Raw genomic sequence first — 17,242 nt, 5'->3', positions numbered from 1 at the left:
GGTCGGTGTCGAGGCGGAGCGGGACTGCGAGTGGTTCGGACAGGGGGCAGCGACAGGCCAGGGATCTGCCGTGGCCCAGTGCTACTATAGCGGTCAAGTAGGGGTACCGTGCGGTGGAGCGCCGAGGCCATGAGGGAGGGACTGATGATGACGACCAGGAAGAGCACCGCATCGCGCGGGAGCGGCCGCGGACAGCGCGTCACGATCGCCGACATCGCACGCCGAGCCGGCGTGACCTCCGCCGCCGTCTCGCTGGCGGTCAACGGCCGGCCCGGCGTCTCGGACGCGACCCGCACCCGGATCATGGAGATCGCACGGGAACTGGACTGGGAGCCGTCCCCGGCGGCCCGCGCCCTGGCCGGCGCCCCGGTGCTGACGGTCGGCATGGTGCTGGCCCGGCCCGCGGAGGTCCTCGGCAACGAGGCGTTCTTCGGCGCCTTCGTCGCGGGCCTGCAGGAGGTGCTCAGCGCCCAGGACTACTCGCTGCAGATGAAGATCGTGGACGGCCCCGAGGCGGAGATCGACACGTACCGCCGTTGGTTCGCCCAGCGCCGGGTCGACGGCGTCGTCGTGGTGGATCTGCGTGCGGACGATGCGCGGATCCCGGCCCTCGAGGAGCTCGGACAGCCGGCGCTCGTCGTCGGCGGACCCGGTCATCACGGCTCGCTGCCGGCGGTCTACGTCGACGACGCCCAGGCCACGCACCTGCTGGTGGACCACCTCGCCGAGCGCGGGCATCGGCGCATCGCCCGCGTCGCCGGCACCGCCGCGTTCCTCCACACCTCCCAGCGCGACCAGGCCTTCCTGGACCGCTGCACAGAGCTCGGCATCGACGGCGTGCTGCAGGACGCGGGCTTCGGCGCCCAGGACGCGGCCGTCGCGACCGCTGAGCTGCTGACCGTCGAAGCTCCGCCCACCGCGATCGTCTTCGACAGCGACGAGATGGCTCTGGCGGGCTCCCATGTGCTCGCCGAGAGCGACGTCGAGGTCCCGGGCGACATCGCGGTGGCCAGTTACGAGGACTCTCCGCTGGCGCGCACGCACCGCCCGGGGATCACCGCCATCGGGCGGTCCGCCGTCGAGTACGGGCGGGTCGCCGCCACCCGGCTGCTCGAGGTCATCGCCGCCGCGCGTCGGCGCGACGGCGAGCCCGACGGGATGGAGCCGGAGGTGCGCGCCCTCGAGCCGGAGCTGGTGGTCCGCGCCTCCACCGACCCTGCGGCGCAGGCTGTCGCGGACGCCGCCGCCGGGTGAGCGCAGAGCGCCCGCCGAGCGCCCGCCGGGGGAGGTTAGATAGGTCATAGTGGCCGGTGGCGGCCGTGATCGAGGGTGCAGGCTCGGTGCGGTCCTGCTAAAGTTGTCGAGGTCGATCCCGCATAGCTCAACGGCAGAGCATTCGACTGTTAATCGAAGGGTTGTTGGTTCGAATCCAACTGCGGGAGCCACACCAGGCGCAGCCCCGGGGACACCCCCCGGGGCTGCGTTGTTTCTGCCCTCTGGCCTGCCCGCATGCGCTGCTGCGAAGGAGTTGGACGATGCCCTCCGTCCCCGATGATCGCTTCCCCGTTCCCGAGGAGGCCACCCCCGAGAGCGTGTGGGCCGACCGCACCGGCCATCGCACTCTCGTCGGCCGCAACCAGCGCGGCGTCGAGATCCCCATCGGCAAGGGGGAGGGGGAGATCAGCCCCGGGGAACTGCTGAAGCTCGCCCTCATCGGCTGCGCCGGCATGACCTCCGACATCAACCTCGCCCGCCGGCTGGGGGAGGACTTCGAGATGCGCCTGTGGGCGCACGGGACGTCCGACGAGGACAACCGCTACCCGGAGATCACCGAGCAGGTCCAGCTGCCGCTCGAGGGGCTCACCGCGGCCGAGATCTCCTCGGTCGTGAAGGTGTTCGGCCGTGCCGTCGCCGCCGGCTGCACCGTCGAGCGCACCGTCGTGCCCGGGGTCGAGGTCTCCCACCAGGTCCTGGGCGCCGAGGAGACGTCGGTATCGAGCGCGGAGGCGGAGCGCTCCGAGCAGCCCGGACAGGAATCGCGATGAGCATCCGCCCGATCCGCATCGTCGGTGATCCGGTGCTGCGCACCCCCTGCGATCCGATCCGGACCGTCACCGACGGCACCCGCCACCTGATCCGCGATCTCGAGGACACCGTGGACGACGAGGGGCGCGCCGGCGTCGCCGCGAACCAGATCGGCATCGGTCAGCGCGCCTTCTCCTGGAACCTCGAGGATCGCGGGATCGGGCACATCATCAACCCCGTCATCGTCGAGCTCTCCGAGGAGCTCCAGCACGACGACGAGGGCTGCCTGTCCGTGCCGGGGCTGTTCTTCCCCCGGACCCGTTCCGCCTATGCCCGCTGCATCGGCACCGACGTGGACGGCCAGGAGATCGAGCTGGCCGGCGAGGGCATCGTCGCACGACTCATCCAGCACGAGGTCGCCCATCTCGACGGGGAGCTCTACATCGACGGCCTCGAACGCTCCGTGAAGAAGAAGGCGTTGCGCCAGATCAGGGAGACCCTCTAAGCTCTGCGGTAGATACAGGGGCCCTCCGGCACCTCGCACCATCCGGACAGCACCGATTCGTTGGGGAAGACGCATCGGACACCGGAAGGAACGAGATGACTCAGGGCGTTCTGTATGTTCACTCCGCGCCGCGAGCCCTCGCACCGCACATCGAATGGGCCGCGAGCGGAGTTCTCGGCACGCCCTCCCGCATCCGCTGGGAGGAGCAGCACGTCGGCCACGGCCTGCTGCGCGCGGAGATGACCTGGCGCGGACGGGACGACACCGGAGCCCGCCTGGTCAGCGCGCTGCGCGGCATGCACGAAGTGCGCTTCGAGGTGACCCAGGAGGCCACGGCCGCCGGCGACGGTGCCCGCTGGAGCTGCACCCCCGACCTCGGCATACACCACGCGGCCACCGACCACGCCGGCAACATCGTGTTGACCGAGGACCACGTGCGCGGCTGCATGGAGCGGGCGGGGGCGGATCCCCACGCGCTGCGCCGCGAGCTCGGCATCGCGCTCGGGGAGCCCTGGGACGAGGACCTCGAGATCTTCCGCCACGCCGGCGAGGGTGTGCCGATGCGCTGGCTGCACCGCGTCGGCTGACGATCGGGCGGCTGACGGCTCGACGGCCCGTCACGGGCGGACCTCGGCCACGCATGCCGGCAGAGCGGGATCTCGACGAGAGCGAGGGCGACCTCGGGAACCTCGTCCTCGACAAGAGGGGTTCCCGAGGTCGCCCTCGCTGGGGGCCGGTCGGCGGGCCCGACGCACCGCCCCGCCGTGCTGCTCAGGCGCTGGTGAAGATCGCCGCGATGTCGTGGCCGCCGAAGCCGAAGGCATTGTTCAGCACCGCGATGTCGCCGGAGGGGAGGTCCACCGGGGCGTTCTGCGCGATCCGCACCGGGACCTCGGGGTCGAGGTTCTCGATGTTGATCGTGGGCGGGGAGACGCGGTGATGCGCGGCGAGGGTCGAGAAGACCGACTCCAGCGCCCCGGCGCCGCCCATGAGGTGGCCGGTCATCGATTTGGTCGAGGTCACCACGAGCTGATCGGTCACCCCGCCGAGGGCGTCCGAGAGGGCAGTGAGCTCGCCGATGTCCCCCAGCGGCGTCGAGGTGCCGTGGGCATTGACGTGCACCACGTCCTTCGCGGCCACGTCGGCGTCCTCGACGGCCTCGCGGACCGCGCGCGCCTGTCCCTCCGCGGACGGGGCGGAGATGTGATGGGCGTCCGAGGCCATGCCGCGCCCGGCGGCGTAGGCGTACACGCGGGCGCCGCGAGCAGCGGCGTGTTCCTCGCTCTCCAGCACCAGGATCGCCGCGCCCTCGCCGAGCACGAAGCCGTCACGGTCCAGGTCGTAGGGACGCGATGCGTGCTCGGGGTCATCGACCCGGCCCGAGAGCGCGCGGATGTTCGCGAAGGCGGCGAGCGTCATCGGGTGGATGCACGCCTCGGTGCCGCCCACGACGACCACGTCGGCGCGGTCGTCGCGGATCATGCTCATGCCGAGCGCGACGGCTTCCGCGCCGGAGGCGCAGGCCGAGACCGGGGTGTGCGCCCCGGCCTGGGCTCCCAGCTCCATCGAGATCTGGGCGCTGGAGGAGTTGGCCATGAGCATCGGGACGGTGAAGGGGTTGACGCGGCGGGCGCCGCGCTCGCGCACGACGTCCCACTGGTCCAGCGTGGTCCAGATCCCCCCGATGCCGGTGCCGACCACGACGCCGAGGCGCTCGGGAGCGACCTCCGGCGCGCCGGCGTCGGCCCATGCCTCGCGGGAGGCGACCATCGAGTACTGGCCCGAGGGGTCCAGCTTCTTGGCCTGCGGGCGGGAGAGGTTCTCGAGCGCGCCGGGGAGGAGCCGGCAGGCGAAGTCCACGGACAGGCCGTACTGCTCTTTCCAGTCGTTGTCCAGCGTGCGCGCGGTGGACGTGCCGGCCAGGGCCGCCTGCCAGGTGGAGGCGACGTCACCGCCGAGCGGGTTGACGGTGCCGAGACCGGTGACGGCGACACGGGAGCGGGAAGCGGACATACGGACCTCCGGGTCGGATGGGCGGACGATCGGCGACGCCCGGGACGCGAGCGGCCCCGGGCGTCAGGCGGGGGTCAGGACTGGGCGCCCGTGATGAACTTGACGGCGTCGCCGACGGTGGCGAGGTTCTTGACCTCTTCGTCGGGGATGCGGACGTCGAACTTCTCCTCGGCGTTGACCACGATGGTCATCATGGAGATGGAGTCGATGTCGAGGTCATCGGTGAAGGACTTGTCGAGCTGCACGTCCTCCGTGGCGACACCGGTCTCCTCGTTGACGATCTCGGCGAGGCCCTCGAGGATCTCGTTATCGGTGTGTGCCATGGGTTCTCCTTAGGTGAACGGGATGTCGGGTGGCGATGACAGACTACCTGCGCCGGGGGCGCGGTTCGGGCAGCGGGGAAGATGTGGCCGCTGTGGCGTGACAGGGACGACAGCGCGGCCGGGACCGCCGCGCGCTCAGGGCAGGATCAGCACCTGTCCGGCGTAGGCCAGCCCGGCACCGAAACCGAACTGCACCAGGACGTCGCCGCTCTTCGCGGCGCCCTCCTCGATGAGCCGGTGCGTCGCCAGCGGGATCGAGGCGGCCGAGGTGTTGCCGGTCTCGGCGATGTCCCGGCCGATCACCACGTCCTCGCCGAGCCCCAGCTGCTTGGCCAGCTCGTCGACGATGCGCATGTTGGCCTGGTGCGGGACGAACACGTCGATGTCCTCGACGGTGAGCCCGGACGCCGAGAGCATCTCGCGGATCTTCTCCGCGGTGTGCCACACGGCCCAGCGGAACACGGTGCGACCGTCCTGCTCGAGCGTGGGCCACGGGCCCTCGCCGTCGCGGAACTGGACCAGCGAGCCGGTCATGCGGATGGTGTCCCAGTGGTCGCCGTCGCTGCCCCAGACCGTCGGGCCGATCATCGGCGATTCGCTCGCGCCGACGATCGCGGCCCCTGCGCCATCGCCCAGCAGGAAGGAGATCGAACGATCGGTCGGATCGACGACGTCGGAGAGCTTCTCCGCGCCGATCACCAGCACGTTCCGGGCGCTGCCGGTACGGATCAGGGCGTCGGCCTGGCCGATGCCGTAGGCGAATCCCGCGCAGGCGGCGGAGATGTCGTACGCGATGACGTCCGGGCGACCCAGCTGTCCGGCCAGCAGCGTCGCGAGCGACGGGGTCTGGTACGGGAAGGTGATCGTCGAGACGATGATCGCATCCAGCGTGTCCAGCTCGATGCCGGAACGCTCGATGGCCTCCTTGGCGGCGGTCAGGGACAGGTCCTGGACGCCGACCTCCTTGCTCGCGCGCGTGCGGGTGATGATCCCGGTGCGCTGGCGGATCCACTCGTCGGAGGAGTTGATCGGCTCGACCAGGTCGTCGTTGGGGACGACGAGGTCGCCGCGGGCGGCGCCGTAGGCGAGGACCCGGGAACCCGGCACGGTCGGCTGGGGCGGGAGGGTGACGCGTGCGGTCATGGTCAGTTCTCCTGGTCCTCGGTGGGTGCGGTCCCGGCGTGCGCGCGCACGAGCTCCCGGGCGGACTCGAGGTCGTCGGGGGTGTTCAGGGACGCGGTGGCGATGCCCTTGAGGTCGCGCTTGGCCAGGCCGACGAGCGTGCCGGCGGGGGCGAGCTCGAGCATCGCGGTCACGCCGAGCTCGCGCAAGGTCGCCATGCAGGCCTCCCAGTCGACGGGGGAGGCGACCTGGGTGACGATCTGGTCGAGGTAGCGAGAACCGTCGGTGACCACGGCGCCGCCGGCGTTGGAGATCAGCGGTGCGGTCGGATCGCTCGCGGTCAGCGAGGGGAGGAAGTCGGCGAGCTCCTCACGCGCTCCGGCCATGTACGGGGTGTGGAAGGCCCCGGCGACCTGCAGCGGGATCACCCGGGCCTTCGCCGGGCCGTCCTCGCCGAGGGCCGCGATCGCCGCGACGGAGCCGGCCGCCACCACCTGCTGGGCGGAATTGATGTTCGCGGCGTGCAGGCCGTTGCGCTCGATCGCGGCGAGCACGTCCTCGCGGCTGCCGCCGACCACGGCCGCCATCGAGGTGGGCTCGGCCGCGGCGGCCTGCGCCATCGCCGTGGAGCGGACGGCGACCAGCCGCATCGCGTCCTCATCGGTGAGCACCCCGGACAGGGCGGAGGCGGTCAGCTCGCCGACGCTGTGCCCGGCGATCGCGTCGGCGGGCGCCAGGTCCCCCTCGGCGCGCAGCTGCGCCGAGGCGACGATCCCGGCGGCGACCAGGAGCGGCTGGGCGACGGCCGTGTCACGGATGGTGTCGGCATCGGACTGCGTTCCATGGCGGAGCAGGTCGATTCCGGCGGCGTCCGAGAGCGCGGCGAGCGCCTGGTCCACGCCGGGCAGCTCACGCCATGGGCTCAGGAAGCCGGGCTTCTGGGCCCCTTGGCCGGGGCAGACGATCGCGAGCACGGGAACCTCCAGGGGAGAGGGAGAGGGGACGGCCCCGCCCGGACGGGGCGAGGCCGGGTGGCGGAGACGGCTTCGGGGTGCCCGCGAGGATCACGGGCACCCCGACGCAGAGATCAGGACTCGCCGCCGAACGAGCCGGACTGGCCCGCGTTGACATTGCTCAGGTCGTACTTGTCCAGGGCCTGACGCACCACCGAGGGGTCGACCTTGCCCTCGCGGGCGAGCAGCTGCAAGGTCTTGACGACCATGGAGTGCGCGTCGATCTTCAGGTGACGACGGGCGGCGGGGCGGGTGTCCGAGAAGCCCCAGCCGTCGGCCCCGAGCACGCCGTACGCGCCGGGGACCCACTCGCGGATCAGGTCCGGGACCAGGTAGTCGTAGTCGGAGGTCGCCACGAACGGGCCGTCCACGCCGTCAAGGCGCTGGGTGATCCACGGGGTGCGCTGGTCCTCGGGGTGCAGGAGGTTGTGCTCCTCCGTCTCCAGGGCCTCCTTGCGCATCTCGGACCAGGAGGTCACCGACCACACGGTGGAGCGCACGCCCCAGTCCTCGGCCAGCAGCTCGCGGGCGTGGCGCGCCCACGGCACGCCGACGCCCGAGGCGAGCAGCTGGGCCTCGGGACCCTCGCCCTCGGCGGCGGGATCGAGGACGTACATGCCCTTGAGCAGACCGTCCACGTCCAGGTCCTCCGGCTCCGCGGGCTGCACGAGGGGCTCGTTGTAGACCGTGATGTAGTAGAAGACCTCCTGGAGACGGTCGTCCTCGCCGTACATGCGCTGCAGGCCGTCACGGATGATGTGCCCGAGCTCGTACCCGTAGGCGGGGTCGTAGATGACCGTGCCGGGGTTGGTGTAGGCCAGGATCGGGGAGTGGCCGTCCATGTGCTGGAGGCCCTCGCCGGCCAGGGTCGTCTTGCCGGCGGTCGCGCCGATCACGAAGCCCTTGGCCATCTGGTCGCCGGCTGCCCAGAAGAAGTCGCCGGTGCGCTGGAACCCGAACATCGAGTAGAAGATGTAGAACGGGATCATCGGGAAGTCATGCGTGGCGTACGAGGTGCCGGCCGCCGTGAAGGCCGCGGTGGAGCTGATCTCGTTGATGCCCATGTGCTTGATCTGGCCGGAGGTGGACTCCTTGTAGGCCAGCAGCAGGTCACGGTCCACCGACATGTAGTTCTGGCCGTCGGGGTTGTAGATCTTCGCGGTCGGGAACAGCGAGTCCATCCCGAAGGTGCGGGCCTCGTCGGGGACGATCGGGACCCAGCGCTTGCCGGTCTGCTTGTCCCGCATGAGGTCCTTGAGCAGACGCACCAGCGCCATCGTGGTGGCGATCTCCTGCTTGCCGGAGCCGCGCCGGGTGACCTCGTAGGCCTTGTCGCCGGGCAGCTCGAGCGGCGTGTGCTCGGTGCGGCGCGAGGGGATCGGCCCACCCAGCTCCGAGCGACGGGACGAGAGGTACTTCATGACCGGGGCGTCGGCCTCGGGCTTGTACAGCGGGGCGTCGTAGACGCTGCCCGATTCCAGCTGTTCATCGCTGACCGGGATGTGCAGGGTGTCCCGCAGGGCCTTGAGGTCCTCGAGGGTGAACTTCTTCATCTGGTGGGTCGCGTTGCGGCCCGCGAAGTTCGTGCCCAGGCGGTAGCCCTTGATCGTGTGGGCGAGGATGACGGTGGGCTTGCCCTTGTGGTCCATCGCGGCCTGGAAGGCGGCGTGGATCTTCCTGGCGTCGTGGCCGCCGCGTCCCAGCTTCCACCAGATGTCCTCGTCGGAGAGGTCTTCGACCAGCGCCTTCGTGCGCGGGTCCCGGCCGAAGAAGTTGTCGCGGATGAAGGCGCCGTTCTCGGCCCGGTAGGTCTGGTAGTCGCCGTCGGGGGTGACGTTCATCAGGTCGATGAGGGCACCGTCGGTGGACTGCTCCAGCAGCGGGTCCCACCCGGAGCCCCAGATCACCTTGATGACGTTCCAGCCGGCACCGCGGAACTGGCTCTCCAGCTCCTGGATGATCTTGCCGTTGCCGCGCACGGGACCGTCCAGGCGCTGCAGGTTGCAGTTGATGACGAAGGTGAGGTTGTCCAGGTGCTCCTTGGCGGCGATGTGCAGCGCGCCGCGGGACTCGACCTCGTCCATCTCCCCGTCACCGAGGAAGGCCCAGGTGTGCTGCTGGCTGGTGTCCTTCAGGCCCCGGTTCGCGAGATACCGGTCGAAGGAGGCCTGCTCGATCGCGGCGACCGGGCCGATGCCCATCGAGACCGTGGGGAACTCCCAGAAGTCCTGCATCGCCCGCGGGTGCGGGTAGGAGGGCATGCCGTGCTCGCTGGAGAACTCCTGACGGAACCCGTCGAGGTCCTCCTGGCCGAGGCGCCCCATCAGATACGCGCGGGCGTAGATGCCGGGGGAGGCGTGGCCCTGGAAGAAGATGTGGTCCCCGCCGCCTTCGTGGTCGCGACCGCGGAAGAAGTGGTTGAAACCGACTTCGTACATGGTGGCGATGGAGGCGTAGCTGGAGAGGTGACCGCCGACGGAGACGCCGGGGCGCTGGGCGCGATGGACGAGCATCGCCGCATTCCAGCGGTTGATGTTGCGCAGTTCCTTCTCGAGGTCCGCGTCACCGGGGTACTCCCCCTGGTGATCCGCCGGAATCGTGTTCACGTAGTCGGTGGTCAGCGAGTCCGGCAGGTGCAGATCCTGGTCGCGGGCGTGCTGGATGAGGCTCTGGACCACCTCGGAGGCGCGCTCCGTGCCGCGGTGCTCGACGAGGCCGTCGAACGAGTCCAGCCATTCCCGCGTCTCCTCCGGGTCCGGATCCTGCGCATGACTGGGCAGGTTGATGCCGATGGGACGAGGGGTCTCGTGCGAACTCACACTGTCCTTCTCTCTACGGGAGGCGATGGACCGGCGTCAGGAGCAGTGGGCGCCGGTGGGCACCGCTCCGTCGACCTGGGTTCCGTTCAGCCTACCGTCGCACTGCCTGCTGGACTCCTTCACGAGACCTCCTCACGTGTGAGACGGCGAACATCCGGGACGGATCGGGAAGCGCCCCGGGGCGAACGTCCCGCGCCGCGGAGTGCGTGAGGGTGGCGGGTGACATAGACTCATGCGCGCACAACTCGTCCCGGCCCCTCGGGAGCCGTCCGAGCTGGCACATCCAGCATGTCCCTCAGCATGTCCCTTTCCTGTAAGGAGCTCTTTCTTGTCACCGTCGGCCGACGCCACTTCGTCCAGCTCTCCTGCCGAAGTGCTGACCTTCACCCCGGGCCAGATCGTGCAGGAGTTCGGCTACGACGACGATGTCGATCACGACCTGCGCGATGCCATCGAGGACCTCCTCGGCGAGGACCTCGAGGACGAGGACAGCCAAGAGATCGTCGACGGAGTCATCATGTGGTGGCGAGAGGGGGACGGTGACCTGACCGATGCCATGGTCGACACCCTCACCACCCTCGCCCCCGGAGCACCCGTGTGGGTGCTGACTCCGAAGGCTGGGCGCGATGGTCATGTCGCCCCGGGCGACGTCCAGGAGAGCGCCGGGATCGCCGGGCTGCGGGTCATGAGCTCCATGAGCCTGGCCCCGGACTGGACCGGCACCCGCCTGGCCAGCCGCACCTCCTGATCATCACGGTGATCACCGCTCCGGGTCCGGGGCGGACGGGGCTCCCCGTCGGGGAGCACCGGGGGCCATGCCCCTGCCCGGGTCGTTAGCTCAGCTGGTCAGAGCGTCTGGTTTACACCCAGAAGGTCGGGGGTTCGAGCCCCTCACGACCCACCTGATACAAGAACCCCGTCCCGCCAGCCACGAGGCGGGAGCGGGAGAGGTGTGCAGAGCCCTCGAGGTGATGAGCGACGAGCACTATCGCCTGGACGACGGAATGATCGTCGAAGAGTGGATCGTCACCGACACCGCATCACTGTTCGCACAGATCTCCGACCACACGACCTGACCCGGCTGACGTACTGGGTGCCCGACAGGGCGTCGGCGGAGGCGGGACCGTGTTCCCGCGCGCCGGATGCCTCAGCGGGTGAAGAAGTAGGCGAGGGCCAGCACAGCGGGAACCGCCAGGGCCGCGCAGCCCCAGATCATCGCGGTCTGCTTGTCGCGACCCTTCTGCTCCTCGGTGCGCGGACGCTCCCCGGAGGGAAAGCCGTCGGCCCGCGCCCTCTCCTTCTCCCGACGCTGGTGCGTGATCATCCGGATCACCGCGACCGTCAGGAAGGCCAGGGCGGTCACGCCGAACAGGAGCAGGATCAGGGTGTCGATGAGGACTCCTCCACCACGTGTCACGAGCAAGGACGACCAGGATCTCACGTCCCGGCTCCGCACTCTGGATGGTTCCTATACTGGCAGGGGCGCTCGCGCCGGCCGGACCACAGGGCCGCCCCATGGCCCGACGGGCGGATCCGACGGATCCTGCCCACCAGGCCGAGCAGCCGCGACCGGCACCGAACCGAGGAGGAACCGCGCAGGTGAGTGCACCGAGCAGAGAGTTCGACGTCGAGGCGATCCGCAGGGACTTCCCGATCTTGGACCGCATGCTGGATCCGGACACGCCGATGGTCTACCTCGACGGCGGCGCCACCTCGCAGCGCCCCCGGCAGGTCATCGACGCCGAGGTCGACTACCTCACCCGCGACCACGCGGCCGTCAAGCGCGGGGCCCACCGGATGGCGGCCGCGGCGACCGACGCCTACGAAGGGGCCCGCGAACGGGTCGCCGCCTTCCTCGGCGCTCCCTCCCCGGACGAGGTCGTGTTCACCAAGAACGCCACCGAGGCCCTCAACCTGGTCGCCCACTCCCTGGGCGACGGGGACAGCTCCACCCCCGATCACCTGCGGGTGCGCGAGGGCGACGAGATCCTCGTGACCGAGATGGAGCACCACGCGAACCTCGTGCCCTGGCAGCAGCTCGCCCGCCGCAGCGGGGCGACCCTGCGGTGGATCCCGATGGCCGAGGACTTCACCCTGGACCTGACGGACCTGGACTTGCTGCTCACCGAGCGCACCAAGGTCGTCGCCCTGACCCACCAGTCCAACGTGCTGGGCACCATCAACCCGCTGCCCCGTCTGCTCGAGGCGGCCCGCGCGATCGGCGCCCTGACCGTCGTCGACGCCGCGCAGTCCGCGCCCCACATGCCCTTCGACCTCGCCGAGATCGGGGCGGACTTCGTCGCGCTGTCCGGCCACAAGATGCTCGGCCCCACCGGCATCGGGGTGCTCTGGGGTCGCTACGAGCACCTCGCCGCGCTGCCCCCGTTCCTCACCGGCGGCTCCATGATCGAGATGGTCCACCTGGATCACTCCACCTTCGCCGAGCCCCCGGCCCGCTTCGAGGCCGGCACCCCGCCGATCAGCCAGGCCGTCGGCCTCGCCGCCGCGACGGACTACCTCTCCGCGCTGGGCATGGCGCAGGTCGCCGATCACGAACGCGCCCTGACCCAGCGAGCGCTGCGGGGGCTCGCCGCCCTCGACGACGTGCGGATCATCGGCCCTGCCCTGGCCCCCGAGCGCACCGGCGCGGTCTCCTTCGACCTCGCCGGCCGCCACCCCCACGACGTCGGCCAGGTGCTCGACTCGCTCGGCATCGAGGTGCGGGTCGGCCACCACTGCGCCTGGCCCCTCCATCGCCGCTACGGTCTGCACGGCACCACCCGCGCCAGCTTCTCCGTCCACACCACCGCCGCCGAGGTCGACGCCCTCGTCGACGGCGTCGCCCGCACCTCCGACTTCTTCAGGTCCCTGTCATGAACGCAGCACTGAACTCCCTGTACACCGAGCTGGTCATCGAGCACGACAAGCGTCCCCTGCACGCCGGTCTGCGGGAACCCTTCGACGCCGAGGTCCATCACGTCAACCCCACCTGCGGCGACGAGATCACCCTGCGTCTGCAGCTGTCCCGCGTCGGCGAGGACGAGCGGATCGAGGACGTCTCCTACGACGCGATCGGCTGCGCCATGAGCCGGGCGGCCGCCTCGATCATGGCCGACCTCCTGATCGGCCGCACGGTCGCCGAGGTCGAACCGGTCCGCGAGCACGTCGAGGAGGTCATGCGCTCCCGCGGCACCGTCGAAGGGGACGAGGACCTGATCGGCGACGGCGTCGCGCTGGTCGGCGCCGCCAAGTTCCCCGCTCGCGTGAAGTGCGTGCTGATGCCCTGGAAGGCCTACCGCGCCGCTCTGGTCGAGGCCCGCGAGGTGGCGGGACGATGAGCGCGAGGGCGAGCGTCGGCTCCGTCACCGGGGTCCTCGAGGACACGTACCCGCTCTCCTGGGCGGAGGACTGGGACCGGGTCGGTCTGGTGCTGGGGGAGCGCGGGGCCGCCGTCCACCGCGTGCTGCTCGCCGTGGACCCCACCCTCGACGTGGCGCGCGAGGCCGTGGACCGCGGCGCCGAGCTGCTGGTCACCCACCATCCGCTGCTGCTGCGCGGCGCCAGCTTCCTGCCTGCCGACGACGGCAAGGGCGCGGTCGTCACGCACCTGCTGCGTGCCGGGGTCTCCCTGTGGTGCGGGCACACCAACGTCGACCGCTCCACCCGCGGCACCGTCGGTGCCTGGACCCGCGCGCTGGATCTGCGCGGTGCCCGGCCCCTGGCCCCCGCGCGGGAGGCCGAGGACGGGGCCCACGGCTCGACGCTGTTCGGCCTCGGCGCGATCGGCGAGCTCCCGGAGCCGACCACCGTCGGCGCGCTCACCGGCGCCGTCGCCGACCTCGTCCCGGTCACCGCCCGCGGGATCCTGCACACCGGGCCCGGTGACCGCGAGGTCCGTCGGGTGGCCGTGTGCCCGGGGGCCGGGGACTCCTTTCTCGAGCAGGCCGCCGCCGCGGGAGTGGACGCCTACATCACCTCGGACCTGCGCCACCATCCCGCCCTCGAGCATGTCGAGGCGAGCGCGGACCCTGCCGCGGTCCCGGCCCTGATCGACGTGCCGCATGCGGCGAGCGAGGCGCTCTGGCTGCCGCTGGCCCGTGACCTGCTCACCGAGTCCGTGCCCGGCCTCGAGGTGCTGCTCAGCGAGCACACCAGCGACCCCTGGGGCGGTCGCTCCGGCTGAGAGCTCAGCCCACCTGGTCCACGACGACGAGACGGTCCCCTTCGAGTTCGACGTGCAGCGTGGGGAGGGCCGCACGGACGATGTCGACGACCTCGTCGGCCGAGGCCGGCGTCCTCCCGGCCTCCAGCAGCGCGCGGGTGACCAGTCCGCGGTACCGCTTGGCGTCGTGCGAGATGACCTTGCGCGTCCCGGAGCGCTCCTGGACCGGGGACACGTCGAGCACCCGCACGCCGTCGCCGCTGCGCACCACCATCATGGAGCGGTAGGAGCCGGAGCGGCAATCGACGATCACGGGGGCACCGGTCTCGGCCTGTGCGCGGCGCAGCTGCGCCGCCACCGGCTTCAGGCGCGACGCCCACCAGGAGCCGGCTTTCCCGAGCCGGGAGAGGGTGGAGCCGGCGGAGAGCCGGTACGCCGGGATGCGGTCGCTGCCGGCGTCGATGAGCCCGAGAAGAGCGCTCTGGACCAGCACACGGCGATCGGCGGGGAGCGATCGGGCCGGGTCGAGCTGGTCGTACAGCACTCCGGAGTAGACGGACAGCGCGACGGCGGTCGGTTCGGAGTCGATCTGCGCCATGCGCTCGACGAGCTCGGGGGAGGACACCGGCACACCGAGCTTCGCGGCGCCGTCCTTCCCGGCGGCCGTGCGCCGGGCGGCCCGGACGACGGCGCTCCGCGCCTCGGTCAGCTGCGGCAGACCCAGCGCCTCCAGCTCCAGGGGTCCGGCCCCGGCATCGGTGGGGCGGGTCTTGGTCTCCGAGGGCGGCAGCAGGATCAGCACCTGACCATTCTGGGCCGTGCCCTCGCGGCGGGCCGGGAGCAGGCGGCGAGATCTTCCGCACGTCGCAGCGCTCCGGAGCCCGGGGACGTGCCCGGTCAGCCGGTCCGGTCGGCGTAGACTCGTCGGTGGACCAGTCGGCCGGGCAGTCGCGACCTCGGGGCTCACGCCCCGGTGTCGAGGAAAGTCCGGGCTCCATCCGGCACGGTGGTGGGTAACACCCACCCGGAGCGATCCGCGGGACAGTGCCACAGAGAGCAGACCGCCGCCGACGCCCTGCGGGGCACCGGCGGTAAGGGTGAAAGGGTGGTGTAAGAGACCACCGCGGCCTCGGCGACGAGGTCGGCACGGTAAACCCCACCGGGAGCAAGGTCAGACAGGGAACGTTCGAGGGCGCCGGCCCGAGTTCCCGGGTGGACCGCTGGAGGTCGTCGGCAACGGCGATCCGAGAGGGATGGCTGCCGATCACAGAACCCGGCTTACAGGCCGGCTGGTCCGCCCCCGGGGTCTACCGGGGAGCGCCGACTCATCGAGCGCGGTCCCGCGGCGACGTCTCGTCGTCCCCGCCCGGGACTATGCCTTCGCGTCCTTCTTCTCGGCCTTCTCGGCGAGCTTCTTCGCCTTCTTCGCCAGTGCCTTCTGCTCCTGACGGGCCAGGGACGCGGCCCCGATGATCCCGGCCTCGTTGCGGAGCTTCGCCGGCACGATCCTGGTCTTCAGGTCCAGCAGCGGCAGGAACTCCTTGTGCTTCTTCGAGACCCCGCCGCCGACGATGATGCGGTCGGGGCTGAACAGGAACTCGATGTGGGAGAAGTACTCCTGCAGCCGGCCCGCCCAGGTCTCCCAGTCCAGGTCCTCGCGCTCCCGGATCGAGCTGGCCATGTACTTCTCGGCGGAGTCGCCGTGCAGCAGCACATGTCCCAGCTCGGCGTTGGGCACCAGCGTGCCGTCGACGAACATCGCGCTGCCCACCCCGGTGCCCAGCGTGATCACCAGGACCGCGCCCTTCTTCTTGCGACCCGCCCCGAAATCCATCTCGGCGATGCCGGCGGCATCGGCGTCGTTGACCACGAAGACGTCGTGTCCGGTGCGCTCGGTCAGCAGGGCGTCCACGTCGGTGCCGATCCAGGAGTCGTCGACGTTCGCGGCGGTCTGGGCGACGCCGTGCTGGATGACGGCGGGGAAGGTGACCCCCACCGGCATCCCGTCCTCGAGGTCGAAGGAGGAGATCAGCTCGGCGACGGTGTCCGCGACGGCATCCGGGAGCGACGGCTGCGGGGTGGGGATCCGTACCCGGTCCGCGGTCAGCTCACCGGTGGACAGGTCCACCGGGGCACCCTTGATGCCGCTGCCGCCGATGTCGATCCCGAACGCCCTGCGGTGCTTCTTCGCCATCGCCCCTCCTGAATCCGGTGCGCCGGGCGCGATCTCGCCCGGCGGGTCGCCGCGCCGCCGGGGCGCTCACGGTGGACACGATACCCGCAGCGCACACGCCGCGGTCCCGCGTTCAGGTCCGTGCTCGGTGTCCGCAGCCGGTCCCGACCCTCACACGACGGTGAGCAGTTCGGGGCCCTGGCCGGTGATCAGCATCGTGTGCTCGAACTGGGCGGTGTAGGAACGGTCCTTGGTCACCACGGTCCAGCCGTCGTCCCACTGCTCCCAGGCCTGGGAGCCGATCGTGACCATCGGTTCGACGGTGAAGGTCATGCCCTCCTCGATCACGTCATCGAACAGGGGCGCGGAGTCGTAGTGCGGGATGACCAGGCCGTTGTGGAATCCCTCGGCGACGCCGTGGCCGGTGTAGTCCCGAACCGACTCGTAGCCGTGGCGGGCCACGAACTTCTCGATCACGCGTCCGATCACATTGACCTGGCGGCCGGGCCTGGCCGCCTTGATGCCGCGCATCATCGCCTCGTGGGAGCGTTCGACGAGGTCGTGCGCGGCAGGATGGACCTCGCCGACCTCGAAGGTGGCGTTGGTGTCGCCGTGGACGCCGTGGAGGAAGGCGGTGACGTCGACGTTGAGGATGTCGCCGGCCTGCATCACCGTCGAGTCCGGGATGCCGTGGCAGATCACCTCGTTCAGGCTGGTGCAGCAGGACTTCTCGAAGCCGAGGTAGCCGAGGGTCGAGGGGTAGGCGCCGTGCTCGATCAGCACGTCGTGGACGACCCCGTCGATGTGATCGGTGGTCACGCCGGGGACGGCGGCCTCCCCGGCAGCGTCCAGGGCGAGGGCGGCGACCCGGCTGGCCTCACGCACCCGCTGGATCACGTCGGCGCTCTGCACCTTCGGACCGGAGTCGGAGACCGCCTCGTCCTTGCCCACGTACTCGGGGCGCTCGATGCGCGCGGGCACCGCACGGCGCGGACCCGGCGTGCCGGGTACCAGCAGCTCGCGGCCTTCAGGACGGATCCACACCTGCTCTACAGTCATACCCATCAGTCTCTCACCGACAGGGGAA

At 70.8% G+C, this 17,242-nt stretch carries 18 protein-coding genes, 2 tRNA genes and 1 other RNA gene; 12 read left to right on the top strand and 9 right to left on the bottom strand.

Annotation, left to right across the window (positions count from 1 at the left end; genetic code table 11):
- The first annotated feature begins 144 nt into the window (after positions 1-144).
- The 5 genes from BH708_RS03890 (at position 145) to BH708_RS03870 (ending at position 3,117) form a co-directional block, all read left to right on the top strand.
- Entirely contained in the window at positions 145-1,254 is a 1,110-nt protein-coding gene (locus tag BH708_RS03890; RefSeq protein ID WP_253705466.1) for a LacI family DNA-binding transcriptional regulator, read from the top strand.
- 116 nt (positions 1,255-1,370) lie between these two features.
- Positions 1,371-1,445: transfer RNA gene (locus BH708_RS03885), tRNA-Asn, on the top strand.
- Between the two features lie 90 nt (positions 1,446-1,535).
- Positions 1,536-2,045 (top strand): OsmC family protein, encoded by a 510-nt coding sequence (locus BH708_RS03880; protein WP_076806779.1) that lies wholly within the window; start codon positions 1,536-1,538, stop codon positions 2,043-2,045.
- The gene (locus tag BH708_RS03875) at positions 2,042-2,530 is read left to right on the top strand and encodes a peptide deformylase (protein ID WP_076806777.1); all 489 of its coding nucleotides are present in this window, start codon (positions 2,042-2,044) and stop codon (positions 2,528-2,530) included. The genes BH708_RS03880 and BH708_RS03875 overlap by 4 nt, the downstream gene beginning before the upstream one ends.
- 95 nt (positions 2,531-2,625) lie before the next feature.
- Positions 2,626-3,117 carry a DUF3145 domain-containing protein gene (locus BH708_RS03870; protein ID WP_076806775.1) on the top strand — a complete coding sequence of 164 codons (492 nt, stop codon included), beginning with the start codon at positions 2,626-2,628 and terminating at the stop codon, positions 3,115-3,117.
- 184 nt (positions 3,118-3,301) lie between these two features.
- Here the strand turns inward: BH708_RS03870 and BH708_RS03865 are convergent, their stop codons facing one another.
- The 5 genes from BH708_RS03865 to aceE form a co-directional block, all read right to left on the bottom strand.
- Entirely contained in the window at positions 3,302-4,543 is a 1,242-nt protein-coding gene (locus BH708_RS03865) for a beta-ketoacyl synthase (protein WP_076806774.1), read from the bottom strand.
- A 74-nt stretch (positions 4,544-4,617) separates the two neighbouring features.
- Positions 4,618-4,866, bottom strand: a complete 249-nt coding sequence (locus BH708_RS03860) for an acyl carrier protein (RefSeq protein WP_076806772.1) — start codon at positions 4,864-4,866, stop codon at positions 4,618-4,620.
- Between the two features lie 135 nt (positions 4,867-5,001).
- The gene (locus tag BH708_RS03855) at positions 5,002-6,009 is read right to left on the bottom strand and encodes a beta-ketoacyl-ACP synthase III (RefSeq protein ID WP_076806770.1); all 1,008 of its coding nucleotides are present in this window, start codon (positions 6,007-6,009) and stop codon (positions 5,002-5,004) included.
- Positions 6,010-6,011: 2 nt separating this feature from the next.
- Positions 6,012-6,962 carry an ACP S-malonyltransferase gene (locus BH708_RS03850; RefSeq protein ID WP_076806768.1) on the bottom strand — a complete coding sequence of 317 codons (951 nt, stop codon included), beginning with the start codon at positions 6,960-6,962 and terminating at the stop codon, positions 6,012-6,014.
- Between the two features lie 113 nt (positions 6,963-7,075).
- Positions 7,076-9,820 (bottom strand): pyruvate dehydrogenase (acetyl-transferring), homodimeric type, encoded by a 2,745-nt coding sequence (gene aceE, locus BH708_RS03845; protein WP_076806766.1) that lies wholly within the window; start codon positions 9,818-9,820, stop codon positions 7,076-7,078.
- 328 nt (positions 9,821-10,148) lie between these two features.
- Here aceE and BH708_RS03840 point away from each other — a divergent pair, with 328 nt between their 5' ends.
- From BH708_RS03840 to BH708_RS20090, 3 genes are all read left to right on the top strand, one after another.
- Entirely contained in the window at positions 10,149-10,568 is a 420-nt protein-coding gene (locus tag BH708_RS03840; RefSeq protein ID WP_076806764.1) for a DUF3052 domain-containing protein, read from the top strand.
- 79 nt (positions 10,569-10,647) lie between these two features.
- Positions 10,648-10,721 (top strand) — tRNA-Val (locus tag BH708_RS03835).
- A 70-nt stretch (positions 10,722-10,791) separates the two neighbouring features.
- Positions 10,792-10,896: an ester cyclase gene (locus BH708_RS20090; RefSeq protein ID WP_216639497.1), complete on the top strand. Its 105-nt coding sequence runs from the start codon at positions 10,792-10,794 to the stop codon at positions 10,894-10,896.
- 71 nt (positions 10,897-10,967) lie between these two features.
- On the opposite strand, the gene BH708_RS03830 is transcribed toward BH708_RS20090, so the two are convergent.
- Positions 10,968-11,261, bottom strand: coding sequence for a hypothetical protein (locus BH708_RS03830; protein WP_157235727.1), 294 nt, complete (start codon positions 11,259-11,261; stop codon positions 10,968-10,970).
- 158 nt (positions 11,262-11,419) lie between these two features.
- On the opposite strand from BH708_RS03830, the gene BH708_RS03825 reads away from it, so the two are divergent.
- Genes BH708_RS03825 through BH708_RS03815 form a run of 3 tightly spaced genes read left to right on the top strand, consistent with a single transcriptional unit; the run spans position 11,420 to position 14,003 of the window.
- The gene (locus tag BH708_RS03825; protein ID WP_076806762.1) at positions 11,420-12,697 is read left to right on the top strand and encodes an aminotransferase class V-fold PLP-dependent enzyme; all 1,278 of its coding nucleotides are present in this window, start codon (positions 11,420-11,422) and stop codon (positions 12,695-12,697) included.
- Positions 12,694-13,158 carry a Fe-S cluster assembly sulfur transfer protein SufU gene (sufU, locus tag BH708_RS03820; protein WP_076806760.1) on the top strand — a complete coding sequence of 155 codons (465 nt, stop codon included), beginning with the start codon at positions 12,694-12,696 and terminating at the stop codon, positions 13,156-13,158. Before BH708_RS03825 ends, sufU begins: the two co-directional genes overlap by 4 nt.
- Complete coding sequence (locus tag BH708_RS03815) at positions 13,155-14,003, top strand: Nif3-like dinuclear metal center hexameric protein (protein ID WP_076806759.1); 849 nt, start codon at positions 13,155-13,157, stop codon at positions 14,001-14,003. Before sufU ends, BH708_RS03815 begins: the two co-directional genes overlap by 4 nt.
- 4 nt (positions 14,004-14,007) lie before the next feature.
- Here BH708_RS03815 and BH708_RS03810 read toward each other — a convergent pair whose 3' ends face one another.
- Positions 14,008-14,784: a YaaA family protein gene (locus BH708_RS03810; RefSeq protein ID WP_076806757.1), complete on the bottom strand. Its 777-nt coding sequence runs from the start codon at positions 14,782-14,784 to the stop codon at positions 14,008-14,010.
- Between the two features lie 130 nt (positions 14,785-14,914).
- Between BH708_RS03810 and rnpB the strand changes: the two genes are divergently transcribed.
- Positions 14,915-15,279, top strand: an RNA gene (gene rnpB / locus BH708_RS03805) — RNase P RNA component class A.
- A gap of 75 nt (positions 15,280-15,354) precedes the next feature.
- Here rnpB and ppgK read toward each other — a convergent pair.
- Together ppgK and map are read right to left on the bottom strand one after the other, a co-directional pair.
- A complete protein-coding gene (gene ppgK, locus BH708_RS03800) occupies positions 15,355-16,176 on the bottom strand; it encodes a polyphosphate--glucose phosphotransferase (protein WP_076806756.1) in 822 nt (273 codons plus the stop codon).
- 150 nt (positions 16,177-16,326) lie between these two features.
- On the bottom strand, positions 16,327-17,214 hold the full coding sequence (map, locus tag BH708_RS03795; RefSeq protein ID WP_076806754.1) for a type I methionyl aminopeptidase: 888 nt from the start codon (positions 17,212-17,214) through the stop codon (positions 16,327-16,329).
- Between the last annotated feature and the right edge of the window lie 28 nt (positions 17,215-17,242).

It is taken from the genome of Brachybacterium sp. P6-10-X1 (genome assembly GCF_001969445.1).
Lineage (GTDB): Bacteria > Actinomycetota > Actinomycetes > Actinomycetales > Dermabacteraceae > Brachybacterium.
Note: the sequence above shows the minus strand (reverse complement) of the source record. Positions and strands in the feature narration are given on the sequence as shown.